We start from the raw sequence: 15,700 nt of genomic DNA, 5'->3' as shown, positions 1-15,700 counted from the left end.
ACCCGTGTCCTTCCCCTCCCCCGCCCGGGGCCTCGCCGTGCTCGGCGCCGCCGCCGCGCTGACCTGCTCGTCGCTGCTGGTGGCGCCGGCGGCCCTGGCGCACGACTCGCTGGTCTCGAGCGTCCCCGGTGACGGCACGACCGTGACCAGCGCCCCGGAGTCCGTCTCGCTGGGGTTCAGCGAGGCGCCGCTGGAGCTGGGCGCCCAGGTGGTGGTCACCGCTCCCGACGGGCGCGTGGTGACCACCGGCTCCCCCACCGTGGTGGGGAACGACGTCGTGCAGGGCCTCGCACCCGACCGGCCCGCCGGCAGCTACACGGTCGACTGGCGCGTGACGTCCAGCGACGGCCACCCCATCGAGGGGCGGGTGGCCTTCGTCGCCGAGGGCGGCGTCGGCGCGAGCCCGACGGCCAGCTCGAGCGCGCCCTCGCCGTCGTCGTCCTCCTCGGCTCCCTCACCCTCGGCGACCGAGGCGGCGGCGAGCCCCAGCACGGAACCCGCCTCGGCGCAGGACGACGACGGGTCGGGCATCTCCGGTGCGACGTGGGGCTGGACCATCGCCGCCGGTGCCGCCGGCGCGGCGATGGGCGTGCTGCTGGTGCGCGCCCGCGGCCGCTCCGGCCGCGCCTGACCCCTCCCCTTCTCGCACTTTCCGCGGCAAGTGCGGCTCCCGGGCCGCAGGTGGCGCACTTGCCGCGGAAAGTGCGGAGGGAGTGAGGAGGGCGACGACGTCAGGCGGTGAGGCGGCGGCGCAGGACGCGGGCCTCCCACGGGCGCAGCGGCGCGAGCCCCGACCGCGCGGCACCCTCGCCGTCGTCCTGCGCGTCGTGCCAGTTGCCGAGCACCAGCTCGGCGGTGTCCCACGCGGCGGCGTGCTCCCCCAGGTCGGCGGCCACCGCGTCGAGCGGCTGCTCCTCACCGCTGACCGCCACCACCACGAGCAGCTCGGTGGACGGCGTGGCGCGGGTGAACGCGTACACGTGCGGGTGGGTGGCAGCGAGCATGGTGAAGTCGCCGGTGGCGACGCACGGCTCGGCCTTCCGCAGGGCGACCAGCGCCCGGTAGTGGGCGAGCACCGAGGTCGGGTCGTCCCGCTGCGCCTCGACGTTCAGCCACGCCGCGTTCTCGTGCACCCGGTACCAGGGCGTGCCGGTGGTGAAGCCGCCGTTCGGGCTGGAGTCCCACTGCACCCCAGAGCGGGCGTTGTCGCGGTTGAGCTTCGCCATGGACGCCACGAGGCGCTGCACCTCGGCGCTGTCGACGCCGCCAGCACCCTCGCTCGTCACCTCGCGCAGGTGGTTGACGGCCTCGATGTCGGAGTAGTCCTCCGGTGAGGTGAACGGCAGGTTGGTCATGCCGATCTCCTCGCCCTGGTAGACGTAGGGCGTCCCCCGGTGCAGGTGCAGCAGCGTGGCCAGCGCCGTGGCGCTCTCGCGCCACCAGCGGCCGTCGTCGCCCCAGCGGGAGACGATGCGCGGCTGGTCGTGGTTGTCCCAGTAGAGGCTGTTCCAGCCGCGCTCGGCCATGCCGGCCTGCCAGCGGCCGAAGCTCGCCTTGAGGTCGAGCAGGGAGAAGGGCTGCGGGTCCCACTTGCCGCCGGTGCCGTGGTCGAGGTTGACGTGCTCGAACTGGAAGACCATGTCGACCACGCCGGTGGCCGCGTCCGTGAGCTCGACGGCGTCGTCGACGGTGATGCCCGGCATCTCCCCGACGGTGAGGAACTCCCCGTCGCGGCCGCCGAAGACCTCGCGGCGCAGCTCGGCGAGGTACTCGTGCAGGCGCGGGCCGGTCATGAAGAACGGGCCGCCGTCGCCCCAGAGGCCGCCGTCGGGCCAGGCCGGGCCGTCGGGCAGGGAGCCGTCAGCCTCGTAGCGCTTGGAGATGAAGTTGATGACGTCCATGCGGAAGCCGTCGACCCCGCGGTCCAGCCACCAGCGCATCATCTCGGCGACCGCCGCGCGGACCTCGGGGTTCTCCCAGTTGAGGTCGGGCTGCTTGCGGCTGAACAGGTGCAGGTAGTACTCGCCGGTGGTCTCGTCGAGCTCCCACGTGGACCCGGAGAAGGCCGAGCGCCAGTTGGTGGGCTCCGCGCCCGGGTCACCGGCCGCGAAGCCCTCGCGCGGCGGTCGCCAGACGTACCAGTCGCGCTTGGGGGAGTCCTTCGAGGCGCGGCTCTCGGTGAACCAGGCGTGCTCGTCGCTGGTGTGGTTGACCACGAGGTCCATGACCACCTTGATGCCGCGCTCGTGCGCGGCGGCGATGAGCGCGTCCATGTCGGCGAGGGTGCCGAAGGAGGGGTCGACCGCCTGGTAGTCGCTGATGTCGTAGCCGTTGTCGTCCTGCGGGGAGGCGTACACCGGGCTCAGCCACACCACGCCGACGCCGAGGTCCGCGAGGTGGTCGAGCTTGGAGGTGGCGCCGGGCAGGTCCCCGATGCCGTCGCCGTTCGAGTCGGCGAAGCTGCGCGGGTAGACCTGGTAGACGACGGTCGAGGCGAACCAGGGCGCCTGCTGCGCGGGAGCCGACGTGGACGGCGAGGACGACGAGGACGACGAGGACGACGAGGTCACGCGCTCACCCTTCCAGGCCGCGCCCGGTGACGGCCAGCCCGGCCGATCAGGGCTCGCGGTGCCACTGGACGACGCCGACGCACGTCAGCGCCAGCACGAGCAGCGACAGCGCCGCGCTGCGCCCGGCGACGTCTCCCGTGCGCCGGGCGGTGAGCACCGCGGCGGCGTCCAGACCGGTCAGGAGGAGGGTCACCTCGCTGGTCCGGCGCGCCTGCGGCGGCGGGCTGACCAGCAGGGCCGCACCCATGGCGATGTTGCGGGCGGCGACGAGCCTGACGAGCAGCGGCAGCGCCCCGTCGGAGCGCGTGGCGTCCGGGCGCACCCCCAGCAGCCGCGTCATCGCGCGCGGCGCGAACAGCGCCACGGTGCCCAGCCACACCGACAGCGCCCCGATGGTGCGGCGCTGGGTCCACCAGGCGCGCTCGCCGTGCCGTTCGCTCATGGCGCTCCCCTTCCCCGGCCGCAGATCGCTACGCACGCCGGGGGCCTCCGGCTCGGGCCACGAGGACGACGACGAGGGCCAGGTACGGCAGCGTCAGCGCGCTCGCGACCACGTCGCTGACCGCGGCCACGGCGAACGCGCCCACCGGCGGGTCTCCCAGGGGCCCCAGCACCGAGCGCCAGCCGAGCGCCGCCACCGAGGCGGGCAGGGTCACCAGCGCCGAGACCGCTCCCCCGACGACCACTCCGGCGAGCACCGCGCCCGGCGCTCGCCGGACCGAAGCGACCGCGAGGCGCACCCCCCGGCGGAGAGCCCCCGCTGCCCGCCACGGGCCCCCGTCGGGCAGCGCCGCCAGCGCGCCCACCACCCACACCTGCGCGACCAGACCGGTGAGGAACCCGATGACGTCGACGACGACCGCCGCGCTCTGGCTGGGGCTGGTCCACACCGCCAGCTGGCGCAGCACGTCGGGGACGGTGTTGACGGCGGTGGCGAGCCCGGCCGCGGCGTACGCGGCCCCGGCCCGGCGGCCCAGGAGGGCGAGCGCGGCCCTCAGGAGGGGCCCGGTGGCCCTCATCAGGCCGTGGTGCGGACCGCGACGGCCTGCACCACGCGGTCGCCGGACCAGCGACGGGTCCGCTCCGGTGCCACCTCGAAGCCCGCCGCGGTGACGGCGTCGAGCAGCTCGGTGGAGCTGAAGCGGCCGTCGGGGTGGTGCGAGACGGCGCGCAGCCAGGGCGCGTCGACGATGCGCGAGGTCATCTCCGTGAGCGCCAGCTGACCACCGGGCCTGACGACGCGAGCGGCCTCGGCGAGCACGGCGCGCCAGTCGTCGGCGTGGTGGAGGGCGTGGAAGGAGACCAGCAGGTCCGCGCTGGCGTCGGGCAGGGGCAGCGCCTCGGCGTCGGCCACCAGCACGTCCACGCGGACCCCGGGACGGGCGGCCAGGTCGCGGGTGCGGCGCCGGGTGGCGTCCACCGAGGCGGGGTGGAGGTCGACGGCCGTCACGCGCCGTGCGCCGAACCTGTCGACGGCCACCCGCGCGCCGAGGCCGCGTCTCCCGGTGCCCACCTCCACGCAGACCTCGCCGTGGGCGCCCAGGCGCGCCAGCGCCGGTCCCTCCAGGTGCAGCCCCACCTGGTGGCGGAGCCAGGAGTCGACCCAGACGCGGTTGGCGTCGACGAGCGTGGGCGGGGCCTGTCGGGCCGGAGGTGCTGCCACGTGGCGCCCCTACCCGTGGGGGCGCCGGTCAGTCAGCGGTCGCGCTCGGTGGTGCTGCGCGCGAAGGAGGTGAGCGCCTCGCGCACCGGTCCCTCGGGGAGCACCTCGAGGGCCTCCACCGCGGAGGCCGACCAGTCGCGCGCGGTCTCCTGCGCGGCGGCCGCGTACGGGGACGCCGCGAGCGCGTCGACGGCGCGGGCGAGCGCCTCGTCGCTGGACAGGTCGGCGTCGAGCAGGTCCACCAGGGCGGCGGCCTCGGCGCTGCCCGCGGCCGAGGCCCGGCGGGCCAGCAGCACCGGCAGCGTGGGGACGCCCTCGCGCAGGTCGGTGCCGGCGGCCTTGCCGGTGGCGGCGACGGCGTCCTCGAGGGAGCGGGACAGGTCGAGCACGTCGTCGGCGAGCTGGAAGGCCACGCCCACGCGCTCGCCGTACAGGCGCATCACCTCGACGACCTCCGGTCCGGCGCCGGACAGCTGCGCGCCGAAGCGACCGGCGAGGGCGATGAGCGACCCGGTCTTGTCGGACAGGACCTGGATGTGGTGGGCGACCGGGTCCTCGTCGGGGCGGGGCCCGACGGTCTCGTGCATCTGACCCAGGCAGAGCCGCTCGAACGTCTCCGCCTGCTGGCGCACGGCGTCGGGCCCGAGGTCGGCCACGAGCCGCGAGGCGCGGGCGAAGAGGAGGTCCCCGGTGAGGATGGCGACGTCGTTGCCCCACTTGGCCTGCGCGGCCGGAGCCCCGCGGCGCAGCGGAGCGTCGTCCATGACGTCGTCGTGGTAGAGGCTCGCCAGGTGCACCAGCTCGACCACGACGGCGGCCGGCACGACGCCGGGGGCGTCGGGGTCTCCCAGGTGGGAGGACAGCAGCGTGAGCATCGGGCGCACCCGCTTGCCGCCGGCCTCGACGAGGTGGCGGGAGGTGGCGTCGGCCAGCCTGTCGGTGTGCCGCACGGCGTCGCGCAGGCGCCCTTCGACCACGTCGAGCCCGGCGAGGACGTGCGCGGTGAGCGCCTCGTCGACGTCGGGGACGGCGGCAGCGCCGCGCGCCCGGGCGAGCGGAGGCTCCGGGGGCGCAGGAAAGACCGCTCCCCTGACCACGGTCACAGCCTAGGTCACCTCCCCGCGGGAGCCAGGCGCGACAGCGCGGTCACCACGCGGTCGGCCGCATCACCGCCGGTCGGCTCGGCGAGGTTGGCGAGCAGCTTGACCACGAGGTGCATGACCGCGCGGCGCGGAAGGCCCAGCCTGACCGCGGCCGACAGCACCGGCGGGTGGGCGATGAGCTTCGCGAACGCCCTGCCGAGGGCGAAGTAGCCGCCCAGCTCCTCGCGCAGCGCGGCGGGGTAGGCCTGCAGGGCGCGGTCCCTGCCCCGGGCGCCGAGCACGCGGTCGGCGTCGAGGGCGTCGGCGACCACCTCGGCGGCCAGCCTCCCGGAGTGCAGGGCGTACTCGATGCCCTCGCCGTTGAAGGGGTTGACCATGCCGCCCGCGTCACCCAGGAGCAGCACGCCGTCCTTCGCGTGGGGCGTGCGGTTGAACCCCATCGGCAGCGCCGCGCTGCGGACCGGCCCCTCGAGGTGCTCGTCGTCGAGGGTCCACTCCGCCGGCGTGGTGGCCAGCCACTGCTTCAGCACGGCCTTGAGGTCGACCGGCTGGGAGGCGTCGATGACGCCCAGGCCCACGTTGGCGCGTCCGTCGCCGAGCCCGAAGATCCAGCCGTAGCCGGGCAGCAGCGGCGACCGGCGCGGCTCGCCGGACCACAGCTCCAGCCAGCTCTCCATCCACGGCTCGTGGCTGCGCGGGGTGCGGTAGTAGGCGCGCGCCGCCACGCCCAGGGGCCGGTCGGGGCGCCGCTCCAGGCCGAGGGCCACCGCGGTGCGGCTGGAGACGCCGTCCGCGGCGAGCACCACCCGGGCGCGGTGCAGCACCTCGGGGCCCGTGGCGCGTCCCCGCTCGTCGACCGGCTTCGCGCGGACACCGGCGACCAGCCCGGTCCGCTCGTCGAGGACGGGCGCGGTGGCGGTGGTCCGCTCCAGCAGGCGCGCGCCGCGGCGCTCCGCGTGGCGGGCGAGCACCTCGTCGAAGTCGTTCCTGGTCCGCACGAGGCCGTGGTCGGGGAAGGAGGCCAGCTCGGGCCAGGGGATGTCGTAGCTGCGGCCGCCGCCCACGAGCCGCAGGCCCCGGGTGCGCGCCCAGCCGTCCTGCTCGTCGTCGCTGATGCCGAGGTGGGCCAGCTCGCGCACGGCCCGCGGGGTGAGGCCGTCGCCGCAGACCTTGTCGCGCGGGAAGGCGGACCTCTCCAGGACGACGACGTCGAGCCCGGCCGCCGCGAGGTGCGCCGCGGCGGACGCTCCCGCCGGACCGGCGCCGACGACGACGACGTCGGCCGTCGTCCCCGTGGTGGTCCCCGTGGTCGTCCCCGTGCTGGCGGCGGTCACGGGCGGGTGGCGCGGTGCAGCGCGACGATCCCGCCGGTGAGGTCCTTCCAGGCCACACCGGTCCAGCCGGCGTCCTGCACCCAGCGGGACAGGCCGGCCTGGTCGGGCCAGGCGCGGATCGACTCGGCGAGGTAGACGTACGCGTCGGGGTTGCTGGCGGTGCGGCGGGCGATGGCCGGCAGCGCGCGCATGAGGTACTCGGTGTAGACGGTGCGGAACGGCGCCCACGTGGGGTGGGAGAACTCGCAGACCACGAGGCGGCCACCCGGACGGGTGACGCGGAGCATCTCCGCGAGCGCGGCCTGCGGCTCCACGACGTTGCGCAGCCCGAAGCTGATGGTCACCGCGTCGAAGGAGGCGTCGGCGAAGGGCAGCCGGGTGGCGTCACCGGCCACGAACGACAGGTCGGGGCGGCGGCGGGCGCCGACGGCGAGCATGCCGCGGGAGAAGTCGCAGGCCACGGGGCGGGCGCCGAGGGCGGCGAACGGCTCGGTGGAGGTCCCGGTGCCGGCGGCGAGGTCGAGGACCTTCTCGCCGGGGCGCAGGTCGAGGGCCTTCACCACGGCGCGGCGCCAGGACCGGTCCTGGCGCAGGCTCAGCACGGTGTTGGTGAGGTCGTAGCGGCTGGCGACGCCGTCGAACATGGCGGCCACCTCGTGGGGGGCCTTGGCGAGGTCGGCGCGGGTCACCCCTCCATGGTCCCCCACCTGCGCGCACACCTCGCGCCGTGATCCCCCCGTAGGCTCTGCGGCCGTGAGCAGCACCTCCGGCGACGCCACCACCCAGACCAGCGCCACCGAGGCCGTCCGGGCCGCTGCCCGTCGCGCGCACGCCGCGTCCGTCGCGCTGCGCACCGCTCCGGACGCCCGGGTGAGCGAGGCCCTCGCCGCCGCCGCCGACCGGGTGGCCGGGGCCGCTGGCGCCGTCCTGGCCGCCAACGCCCGCGACGTCGCCGCGGCGCAGGACCGCGGGATGAGCGCCGGGCTGCTCGACAGGCTCCGCCTCGACCCGGCGCGCCTGGAGTCCGCGGCGCAGCAGCTGCGCGAGATCGCCGCGCTGCCCGCCCAGCCCCGGATGGCGTTCGTGCGCGACCTGCCGGGCGGTGAGGGCGCCGTGTGGGAGCGCCGGGTGCCCGTGGGCGTCATCGGTGCCACGTACGAGGCGCGTCCCGCGGTCACGCTGGACGTGGCGGGCCAGGTGCTGCGCGCGCGCAGCGCCGCCGTCCTGCGCACCGGCTCGGCGGCGCTGGGCACCTCCGCCGTGCTCGTCGACGAGGTGCTCACCCCGGCGCTGGCCGCAGCCGGCCTGCCCGACGGCGCGGTGGAGCTGGTCCGCGAGCCCGGGCACGACGCCGCCGAGGCGCTCGTGGCCCAGCCCGACCTGGTGCCCCTGGTCATCGTGCGCGGCTCCGGGGAGACCACCCGGCACCTCTCGCGCCTGGGCGCGTCCGCGGGGACGCGCGTGCTGGCCCACGCCGACGGCGGCGGGGTCATGTACGCCGACGTCGCCGCTGACCTGGACCGGTTCCGGTCGCTGCTGCGCGCCGGGGTGGACAGGCTCGGCGTCTGCAACCGCCTCAACCTGCTGCTGGTGCACTCCGCCCGCTGGGAGGAGCTGAGCCAGGTGGCCGTCGAGGTGCTCGGCGACGCCGGCGTGGAGGCGCTGCTGCCCCCGCACGAGCACGAGCTCGGCCACGAGTGGGCCCTCGACTCCGGCCGGGAGGCCCGGGTCACCGTCGCCCCCGTGGCGGGCCCCGTGGAGGCGACGGCGCTCGCGGCGGCGGAGACCAGCGGCATCGCCGCCACCGTGGTCACCGAGGACGCCGGGACCGCCGCCGAGTTCCTCGGCGCGTGGGGCGGCACGGGCGGCTTCTGGAACACGACCACCCGGCTGCTCGACGGCTACAAGCTGCTGGGCGTCCCCGAGACCGGCATCAGCGTCGACTCGGTGCCCGGCCCGCGGGGTCCGGTGACCGGCGGCGACCTCGTGCTGCGGCAGTTCGTGGTGCTGCCCGCCGGCACGAGCGGCGCCGACGCCGTGCAGGACTCCCTGCGCGGCTGACCGCACGACTGGGCCGGTCGGCTGGACCGGCGTGGTGGTGGTCGTCACTCCGCGGGACCGCTGCGGCTGCGCACGCGCGACGGGCGCCTAGCCTGGAAGGTGATGACCACGACCGTCGGCCGTTCGAGCCGTCCGCCCCAGCCCCGCTCGCTCGAGCCGGGCTCGCCGGGCGCTGTGCGCGCCAGGCTGCGCTGGCGCACGACGCGGGTCTCCGACCCGGGTCCCCTGCTCGACGTCCTCACCCGCCGCTCCCCCTCGTCCAGCCCGCTGGCGTGGGTGCGCCGCGAGGAGGGGCTGGTCGGCTGGGGCGAGGCCGCCCGCGTCGAGGCCGGCGGTGAGCACCGCTTCGCCACCGCCGCCGCTGCCTGGCGCGACCTCGTGCTCGGAGCCCCCGTCGTCGACGACGTCCACCTGCCCGGGACCGGCCCGGTGGCGTTCACGTCGCTCTCGTTCGACGCCGCCTCGGCGGGCGGCGGCGTGCTCGTCGTCCCCGAGGTCCTCGTGGGCCGGCGCGGCGACGTCGTCTGGGTGACCACCGCCGAGCCCGTCGACGCTCCCGTCGGGGCCGTGGGCTCCGTCGCGCAGACCGCCGTGGCCGCCGGGGACCCGGTGGAGCCGGTGAGCGGGCCCGGTGCCGTGCGGTACGCCGACGGCGCGCTGTGCGGACCGCGCTGGGCCACCGCCGTCGCCCGCGCCGTCGCCCGCATCCAGGCCGGCGAGCTGGAGAAGGTGGTGCTCGCCCGCGACCTCGTCGCCGAGGCGGAGCACGAGGTCGACCCGCGCTGGCTGCTCGCGCGCCTGGCCGAGGCCTACCCGTCGTGCTGGTCGTTCTCCGTGGACGGGCTCGTCGGGGCGACGCCGGAGCTGCTGGTCCGCCGCGAGCGCGGGCTCGTGCACTCGCGCGTGCTGGCCGGGACCATCCGCCGCACCGGCGACGAGGAGCGCGACGCCTCCCTGGCGGGGTCGTTGGCGCGCTCCGGCAAGGACCTGGAGGAGCACGAGTACGCCGTGCGCTCGGTGGTGTCGGCCCTCGCGCCCCACTGCCGGACGACGACCGCGCCGGACGCCCCCTTCGTGCTGCACCTGCCCAACGTCATGCACCTCGCCTCCGACGTCACCGGCGTCCTGGACGACGCCCGCCCCGGCGGTGCGCCCGGCGTGCTCGAGCTGGCGGCGGCGCTGCACCCCACGGCCGCGGTCTGCGGGACCCCCACCTCCGCGGCGGCGGCGCTCATCGCCGAGCTGGAGGGCATGGACCGCGACCGGTACGCCGGGCCCGTCGGCTGGGTGGACGGCAGCGGCGACGGTGAGGTCGGGCTGGCGCTGCGGTGCGCCCGCATCGACCCCGACGACGCCCGCCGCGTGCGCCTGTTCGCCGGGTGCGGGGTGGTGGCGGGGTCGGACCCGATGGCCGAGCTGGCCGAGTCCGACGCCAAGCTCGTGCCGGTGCGCGACGCGCTCGGCGGCGCCTGACCCGGTCAGACCAGGCCGACGAGCCTCGCGGGTCGGGCCGGTCAGGAGCCGGAGCCGAGGCCGGCCACCGCGCCGGAGACCCGTGAGCGGATGCGGGCGTGCAGCGCGCGCAGGTCCGAGCGGTCGGCGGGGACCACGAGCACCTCGCGGCCCCGCACCGGCGCCGCCAGCGCTGAGCGCAGGTCGGCCAGGTCGGTCACGCGGCGCGCCGGGACGCCGAGCGCCGCGGCGATCGCCACCAGGTCGCGGCCGTGGGGCGTGCCGAAGAGGCGTTCGAAGACCCGTGCCCGGTCGGAGCGCTCGGGGTCGCCGTGCTCGAGGCCGCTGAAGATGCCGCCGCCGTCGTCGTCGAGGACGACGACGCGCAGGTCCGGCTCGGGCTCGCCCGGCGGCAGGAGCAGGCCGTTCGCGTCGTGCAGGACGGCGAGGTCGCCCACGAGCACCGTGGTGGGCGACCCGGCCGCGAGCGCGGCGCCGGTGGCGGTCGAGAGGGTCCCGTCGATGCCCGACAGGCCCCGGGCCGCCAGCACCCGGGGAGCGGCGACCGGGTCGGCCCACGGGGCGGCCGCGAGGTCGAGGTCGCGGACGGCGTTGGACGCCGCGGCGACGAGGAGGTCCTGGGCTCCCGTCCCTGTGACCGCGGCCGCCACCTCGCGGGCGAGGAGCGGTCCGGTGAGGCGACCGGCGCGGGCCTCGTCGTCGAGGACGGCGTCCGTGACGGCCTGGGCGGCGGCACCGGCGCGCTGCCAGCGGCGCAGCCAGTCCCCGCCCGCACGGGCGTGGTCGTGGTCCTGCTCTCCCTGCCGGGCGGAGCTGACCAGGACGCGGTGGTGCGGGCGGGCGGGGCCGGGGTCGTCCACGTGGGTGACCAGGTGGACCAGGTCGACGTCCGCGCGGGCCAGCAGCGCGCTCACGGGCCGGCTGAGCGTGGGCCTGCCGACGGCGACCACGCGCTCCACCGCAGCGCCGAGGGCGGGCTGGTCGAGCAGCAGCCGGTAGGCCGCGACGGCGTTCGGGCCGCCGCGGGCGCCGGAGCTGGGCTCGGCGAGCAGCGGCCAGCCGCGGCGCTCCGCGAGCCGGCGGGCCAGAGCCCCGAGGGGCGCGGGTCCGTCGCCCGCGACGACCACCGTGCGCTCGGGCCCCCCGGCGACCTCCTTTCCCGCACTTTCCGCGGCGAGTGCGCCTTGGGAAGGGGCCCTTCTCGCACTTTCTGCGGAAAGTGCGAGAAGGGAGGGCGGGGTCCAGGGGACGTCGGGCACGAGCGGGTCGGCGAAGGCGAGGTCGCCGTGGACCGGGCCGGGCCGGGTGCCGCGCTGCCCGAGCGCCGCAGCGACGAGGTCGGCGACGCCCGCGGCCCACGTGGCGCGGGCCCTGGCGAGCGGCTCGTGGGCCCGTGGGACGGGCAGGTCGAGGGCGTGCCGGGCAGCAGCGCCGAACAGCCCGGCCTGCAGCGCGGTGGTCTGGTTGGCCCAGGTGCCGCGCACGGCGTGCGGGCGGTCGGCGGAGAGCACCACGAGCGGCACGCCGGCCTCGGCCGCCTCGAGGACGGCGGGGTGGAGGTTGGCGACGGCCGTGCCCGACGTCGTGACCACCGCGGCGGGCACGCCGGTGGCGCGGCCCGCGCCGAGCGCGGTGAACGCCGCGGCCCGCTCGTCGTGGCGGACGTGCAGGCGCAGCAGCCCGGCGGCGTCCGCGTCGTGCAGGGCGTAGGCCAGCGGTGCCGACCGCGACCCGGGGCACAGCACCACCTCGCGCACCCCGGCCCTCGCGAGGGCGACGACGACGGTGCGCGCCAGCAGCGTCGACGGCTGGACGGAGGTCTGCACCGACCCATCATCGCCAGGGGCGGGTCTCACAGCAGCGCGTGGCAGCGCCGCAGCCGCCTCAGCCACCAGTCACGTCGCTCCGGCGGCGCCGCGTGCCGCTGGAGCAGCTCCGGGTCGGGCTCGACCGGGCCGACGGGCAGCGCTCCGCCCGCCAGCTCCCGCGGCTCGGCGACGTCGACGGCGAACAGCGACCCGGTGCCCAGCCCGCTGGCCAGCTGCTCTTCGCCGCTGACGAGCGGGAGCGCGGCCGCCGCGGCCAGTCCCGCCGACAGGCCGACGGCGGTGTCCAGGGCGCTGGACAGCACCACCGGCACCGGCGTCCCGGTGCGGCGCAGGCCCTCGGCGCGCAACTGCTCGGCGAGGGCCAGCACCGCTCGGACCCCGCCCATCGGCGGCACCTTGAGGACGGCGACGTCGGCGGCGCCCGCGCGCACCACCGCCAGGGGGTCGGAGGCGCGCCGGATGCTCTCGTCCGCGGCGATCGGGACGGCGACGCCCGCGGCAGCGAGCCGTGCGCGCAGCGCGACCAGCTCGGCGACGGACGCACAGGGCTGCTCGGCGTACTGCAGCGGCCCCTGCCCCCGGCCCGCGGTGAGGGCGGTGAGCGCCGCGGCGGCGTCCTCGACGCTCCAGCCGCCGTTGGCGTCCACCCGCACGCGCACGCGAGCTCCGTCGCCGGTGCGTGCGGCCAGCGCCTCGCGGACGGCCGCCACCCGGGCGAGGTCGTCGGCCAGCGACTGCCCCCGCTCGGCGACCTTCACCTTGGCGGTGGTGCAGCCGGGGAAGCGGGCGAGCACCTCCGGCACCTGCTCTGCGGGGACGGCGGGGACGGTGGCGTTGACGGTGACCCGCTGGCGCAGCGGCTCCGGCCAGCCGGCCCAGGCGGCCTCGACCCCCGCGGCCAGCCACGCGGCGGAGGTGGCGTCGTCGTACTCGGCGAAGGGGGCGAACTCGCCCCAGCCGGCGGGGCCCCGCAGCAGCAGGGCCTCCCGGACCTCGATGCCGCGGAACCTCACGCGCAGCGGCAGCGCCACCACCGCCGCGCCGGCCAGCAGCTCCTCCAGGGGCGGCGCCGCACCGGCCGCACCGCCCCCCCGGCCCAGCCCGCCGAGCCCGCCGGGCCCCCCACCAGCAGTCCTCCCAGCCACCGCGCCACGCTCTCAGATCATCCCGGGGGCTGACGCGGTGGCCCGGGCGTCGCTGCCGCGGGCTGACGACGCCGGCGGTGGACGCGCTGCAGGCTCGACGCATGAGCGCCGCAGCCCCCGCCGCCCCCTCCTGGCGTCAGGCGCTCGCGGGGCGTCCACCCCACCGGCAGTCCCGGCAGTCCCGTCAGCAGCGGCAGCAGCGCCACAGCTCGGAGAGCACGGCACCCGCGGTGGCCGCGGTGACCGCCGCCACGGCTGCCGCGGTGATGCTGGGAGCGGCCACCGAGGCCGCCCAGGGCGTCCTTCCCACGGCGTGGGGGCCGCTGGCCAACTCGGTGACGGCGTGGGTGCTCCTCCCGGCGGCGCTCACCGCGGCGGTGCTGGCGGCCGTGCCGCGACGCGGGGGCTCCACCGGGTCCTCTCTCGCCCTGGCGCTGGTGACGGGCCTGGCGACCACCCAGGGCCTGGTGGCCGGGTACTACGCGTGGGCGGCCTTCGTCAGCGGCACCCCGCACGCGTGGTCGTCGGTGGTGCTGTGGGCGGCCGCGGGCCTCCTCAGCGGTGCCCTCGTCGGGGTGGCCGCGCTGGTGCGCGCCACCGAGACGGGGGTGCTGCGCGGCGCTGCCACCGGCCTGCTGGCGGCGGTTCCCCTGGCCGACGGCGGCCGGACGGTGGTGCTCTTCCCGTGGCAGGCCAGCGCGGGATGGGCGTTCGCGGCGCTGGCCGTCGTCGTCCTGCTCGTGTGCCTGCGCCGCGGTGAGCGCGCAGCGGGATGGGCCACGGCCGCGGTCGCCGTCGCGGCCGGCGCCGCGGGGTTCGCGCTGCTCGACGCCGCCGTGCGGATCGCCACGGCCTGAGCGGTCCTGGCCGGCGCCGGGCGGCCTCTGCAGGGGCCCTCGGCGGCTCAGCGCAGCGCTGCGCGGACCTCGGGCAGCTCCAGCACCTCGCTGAGCGAGGCGACCGCGCACCTCTCCGCCGGGGGCGCCGAGCCCGTCCTGTCGACGAGCACCGCCTGCAGGCCAGCGGCCCGAGCGCCCAGAACGTCCACCTCGTGGTCGTCGCCGACGTAGAGCACCTGGCCCGGCTCCAGACCGAGCCGCTCGCACACGGCGGTGAAGGCTCCCGGCCGGGGCTTGGCCACCCCCAGGGCGTCGGCGGCGAACAGCGGTCCGACCGCGTCGACGAGCCCGAGGTGCTCCAGCTTCTCGCGCTGCAGCGCCTCCACCCCGTTCGTGAGGACGGCGGTGAGCAGTCCCCCGCCGCGCAGCGCGCCGAGCACCGCCGGGACGTCGTCGAAGGCGCGCCAGTGGCGCCGCAACGAGGCCAGGAAGCCCGCGTACTCGGCGTCGAGCTCGTCCGGGGTGCCCACCGGTGATCCCACCAGCGGCAGGAACGCGCGAAGGCGCTCGCGGCGCTGCTCGTCGTGGCTGATCTCGCCGTCGCGCCAGCGGTTGAAGTGCTCCGCCTCCAGCGCGAACCAGCGGGCCTCCAGCTCGGGCGTCGACGCCACCGCGCGAACGGACAGCCAGGCGCGCAGCCCCGCGGTGGCGGCACCGACGTGGTCGACGAGGGTGGCGTCCAGGTCGAAGACGACCGCTCTCAGCACGTCGAGACCACGCCCGGGGCTCGCCTGCATCCTCACTGTCAGGCGGGGACGCCGACCATCGCCGCCGACCGCTCCCACAGGCCGCGCGCCAGCGCGACGTCGTCGGCCTGCCGGTTCGGACGGCCGGGGGCGAACCTGTCGAGGTAGGCACCGTCGACGGTCTCCGGGTCGGGGCGGGTGGCCAGCGCGAGCAGCGGCGCGGCCCCCTCCTCGGCGGTGATGGTGAGCACGCGGCTCAGGGGCGGGCTGTAGAGCACCCGGAACAGGGGCGAGTCGGCGCCGAACGCCGTGCCGACCACGCCCGGGTGGAAGCACGACGCCGTCGCGGTGCCACCGATCCGGCGCGACAGCTCACGCGTGAAGAGGACGTTCTCGAGCTTGGTGGTGCCGTAGACCTTGAAGCTGCGGTACGCGCCGGCCGTGCTGTCGAGGTCGTCGAGGTCGACGCGGCCGAAGGAGTTCGCGCGGCTCGAGGTGGTGATGACGCGGGCGCCGGGCGTCGCCTCGAGGCGCTCCCGCAGCAGCGCGGTGAGCAGGAACGTCGCCAGGTGGTTGACCTGGAAGGTCTTCTCGTGGCCGTCGACCGTGGTGGTGCGCTGCGGGAACGTGCCCCCGGCGTTGTTGGCCAGGACGTCGATGCGCTCGCAGCGCTCGAGCACCTCGGAGGCGGCGCGGCGCACGTCGTCGAGGCGCGTGAAGTCGGCCAGGACGGGCTCGACACCCAGCTCGGCGGCGAGCGCGCCGGTGCGCTGCGGGTCGCGCCCCAGCGGGACGACCGTCGCTCCGGCGGCGGCGAAGCGGCGCGCCGCGGCGGCGCCGATGCCGGAGCTGGCGCCGGAGACGACGACGGTGCGGCCTTCGAGGCGGGGCAGCGCCCCACCGGACGAGGTGCTCGGGGTGCTGGACACCTCCCCAG

Annotated in this window: 15 protein-coding genes; 4 read left to right on the top strand and 11 right to left on the bottom strand. The window is 77.0% G+C overall.

Annotated features, from left to right (window positions below; all coding sequences use genetic code 11):
• Positions 1 to 4: 4 nt before the first annotated feature.
• Entirely contained in the window at positions 5 to 631 is a 627-nt protein-coding gene (locus FMM08_RS00375) for a copper resistance CopC family protein (RefSeq protein ID WP_187279444.1), read from the top strand.
• Between the two features lie 100 nt (positions 632 to 731).
• Here the strand turns inward: FMM08_RS00375 and FMM08_RS00370 are convergent, their stop codons facing one another.
• The 7 genes from FMM08_RS00370 to FMM08_RS00340 are packed head-to-tail and all read right to left on the bottom strand — an operon-like array spanning position 732 to position 7,359.
• Complete coding sequence (locus tag FMM08_RS00370; protein WP_147924386.1) at positions 732 to 2,570, bottom strand: alpha-glucosidase; 1,839 nt, start codon at positions 2,568 to 2,570, stop codon at positions 732 to 734.
• Between the two features lie 46 nt (positions 2,571 to 2,616).
• The gene (locus tag FMM08_RS00365) at positions 2,617 to 3,012 is read right to left on the bottom strand and encodes a DUF4267 domain-containing protein (RefSeq protein ID WP_147924385.1); all 396 of its coding nucleotides are present in this window, start codon (positions 3,010 to 3,012) and stop codon (positions 2,617 to 2,619) included.
• A gap of 28 nt (positions 3,013 to 3,040) precedes the next feature.
• The gene (locus FMM08_RS00360; protein ID WP_147924384.1) at positions 3,041 to 3,589 is read right to left on the bottom strand and encodes a hypothetical protein; all 549 of its coding nucleotides are present in this window, start codon (positions 3,587 to 3,589) and stop codon (positions 3,041 to 3,043) included.
• Positions 3,589 to 4,233 (bottom strand): class I SAM-dependent methyltransferase, encoded by a 645-nt coding sequence (locus FMM08_RS00355; RefSeq protein WP_147924383.1) that lies wholly within the window; start codon positions 4,231 to 4,233, stop codon positions 3,589 to 3,591. Before FMM08_RS00355 ends, FMM08_RS00360 begins: the two co-directional genes overlap by 1 nt.
• Before the next feature lie 32 nt (positions 4,234 to 4,265).
• Entirely contained in the window at positions 4,266 to 5,330 is a 1,065-nt protein-coding gene (locus FMM08_RS00350) for a polyprenyl synthetase family protein (protein ID WP_222710247.1), read from the bottom strand.
• A 14-nt stretch (positions 5,331 to 5,344) separates the two neighbouring features.
• Positions 5,345 to 6,670 (bottom strand): geranylgeranyl reductase family protein, encoded by a 1,326-nt coding sequence (locus FMM08_RS00345; RefSeq protein WP_147924381.1) that lies wholly within the window; start codon positions 6,668 to 6,670, stop codon positions 5,345 to 5,347.
• Complete coding sequence (locus FMM08_RS00340) at positions 6,667 to 7,359, bottom strand: demethylmenaquinone methyltransferase (RefSeq protein ID WP_147924380.1); 693 nt, start codon at positions 7,357 to 7,359, stop codon at positions 6,667 to 6,669. Before FMM08_RS00340 ends, FMM08_RS00345 begins: the two co-directional genes overlap by 4 nt.
• Before the next feature lie 64 nt (positions 7,360 to 7,423).
• On the opposite strand from FMM08_RS00340, the gene FMM08_RS00335 reads away from it, so the two are divergent.
• Together FMM08_RS00335 and FMM08_RS00330 are read left to right on the top strand one after the other, a co-directional pair.
• Positions 7,424 to 8,731 carry an aldehyde dehydrogenase family protein gene (locus tag FMM08_RS00335; RefSeq protein ID WP_222710246.1) on the top strand — a complete coding sequence of 436 codons (1,308 nt, stop codon included), beginning with the start codon at positions 7,424 to 7,426 and terminating at the stop codon, positions 8,729 to 8,731.
• Between the two features lie 102 nt (positions 8,732 to 8,833).
• Complete coding sequence (locus FMM08_RS00330; RefSeq protein ID WP_147924378.1) at positions 8,834 to 10,204, top strand: isochorismate synthase; 1,371 nt, start codon at positions 8,834 to 8,836, stop codon at positions 10,202 to 10,204.
• 41 nt (positions 10,205 to 10,245) lie between these two features.
• Here the strand turns inward: FMM08_RS00330 and menD are convergent, their stop codons facing one another.
• Positions 10,246 to 12,030 (bottom strand): 2-succinyl-5-enolpyruvyl-6-hydroxy-3-cyclohexene-1-carboxylic-acid synthase, encoded by a 1,785-nt coding sequence (gene menD, locus FMM08_RS00325; RefSeq protein ID WP_147924377.1) that lies wholly within the window; start codon positions 12,028 to 12,030, stop codon positions 10,246 to 10,248.
• A gap of 26 nt (positions 12,031 to 12,056) precedes the next feature.
• Positions 12,057 to 13,133 (bottom strand): o-succinylbenzoate synthase, encoded by a 1,077-nt coding sequence (locus tag FMM08_RS00320; protein ID WP_222710329.1) that lies wholly within the window; start codon positions 13,131 to 13,133, stop codon positions 12,057 to 12,059.
• A gap of 146 nt (positions 13,134 to 13,279) precedes the next feature.
• Here FMM08_RS00320 and FMM08_RS00315 point away from each other — a divergent pair, with 146 nt between their 5' ends.
• Positions 13,280 to 14,035 (top strand): DUF6518 family protein, encoded by a 756-nt coding sequence (locus FMM08_RS00315; protein ID WP_147924376.1) that lies wholly within the window; start codon positions 13,280 to 13,282, stop codon positions 14,033 to 14,035.
• 47 nt (positions 14,036 to 14,082) lie between these two features.
• Here FMM08_RS00315 and FMM08_RS00310 read toward each other — a convergent pair whose 3' ends face one another.
• Both FMM08_RS00310 and FMM08_RS00305 read right to left on the bottom strand, forming a co-directional pair.
• The gene (locus tag FMM08_RS00310) at positions 14,083 to 14,784 is read right to left on the bottom strand and encodes an HAD family hydrolase (RefSeq protein ID WP_222710245.1); all 702 of its coding nucleotides are present in this window, start codon (positions 14,782 to 14,784) and stop codon (positions 14,083 to 14,085) included.
• Positions 14,785 to 14,822: 38 nt separating this feature from the next.
• On the bottom strand, positions 14,823 to 15,692 hold the full coding sequence (locus tag FMM08_RS00305) for an SDR family NAD(P)-dependent oxidoreductase (RefSeq protein WP_222710244.1): 870 nt from the start codon (positions 15,690 to 15,692) through the stop codon (positions 14,823 to 14,825).
• Between the last annotated feature and the right edge of the window lie 8 nt (positions 15,693 to 15,700).

The organism is Quadrisphaera setariae (assembly GCF_008041935.1).
Taxonomy (GTDB): Bacteria; Actinomycetota; Actinomycetes; order Actinomycetales; family Quadrisphaeraceae; genus Quadrisphaera; species Quadrisphaera setariae.
This window is presented reverse-complemented; position numbering and strand designations above follow the sequence as displayed.

Bases quoted from the DNA above. Each gene is read 5' to 3' on its own strand.
- FMM08_RS00365 (WP_147924385.1), bottom strand. From the start codon at position 3,012: ATGAGCGAACGGCACGGCGAGCGCGCCTGGTGGACCCAGCGCCGCACC.
- FMM08_RS00360 (WP_147924384.1), bottom strand. From the start codon at position 3,589: ATGAGGGCCACCGGGCCCCTCCTGAGGGCCGCGCTCGCCCTCCTGGGC.
- FMM08_RS00315 (WP_147924376.1), top strand. From the start codon at position 13,280: ATGAGCGCCGCAGCCCCCGCCGCCCCCTCCTGGCGTCAGGCGCTCGCG.
- FMM08_RS00330 (WP_147924378.1), top strand. From the start codon at position 8,834: ATGACCACGACCGTCGGCCGTTCGAGCCGTCCGCCCCAGCCCCGCTCG.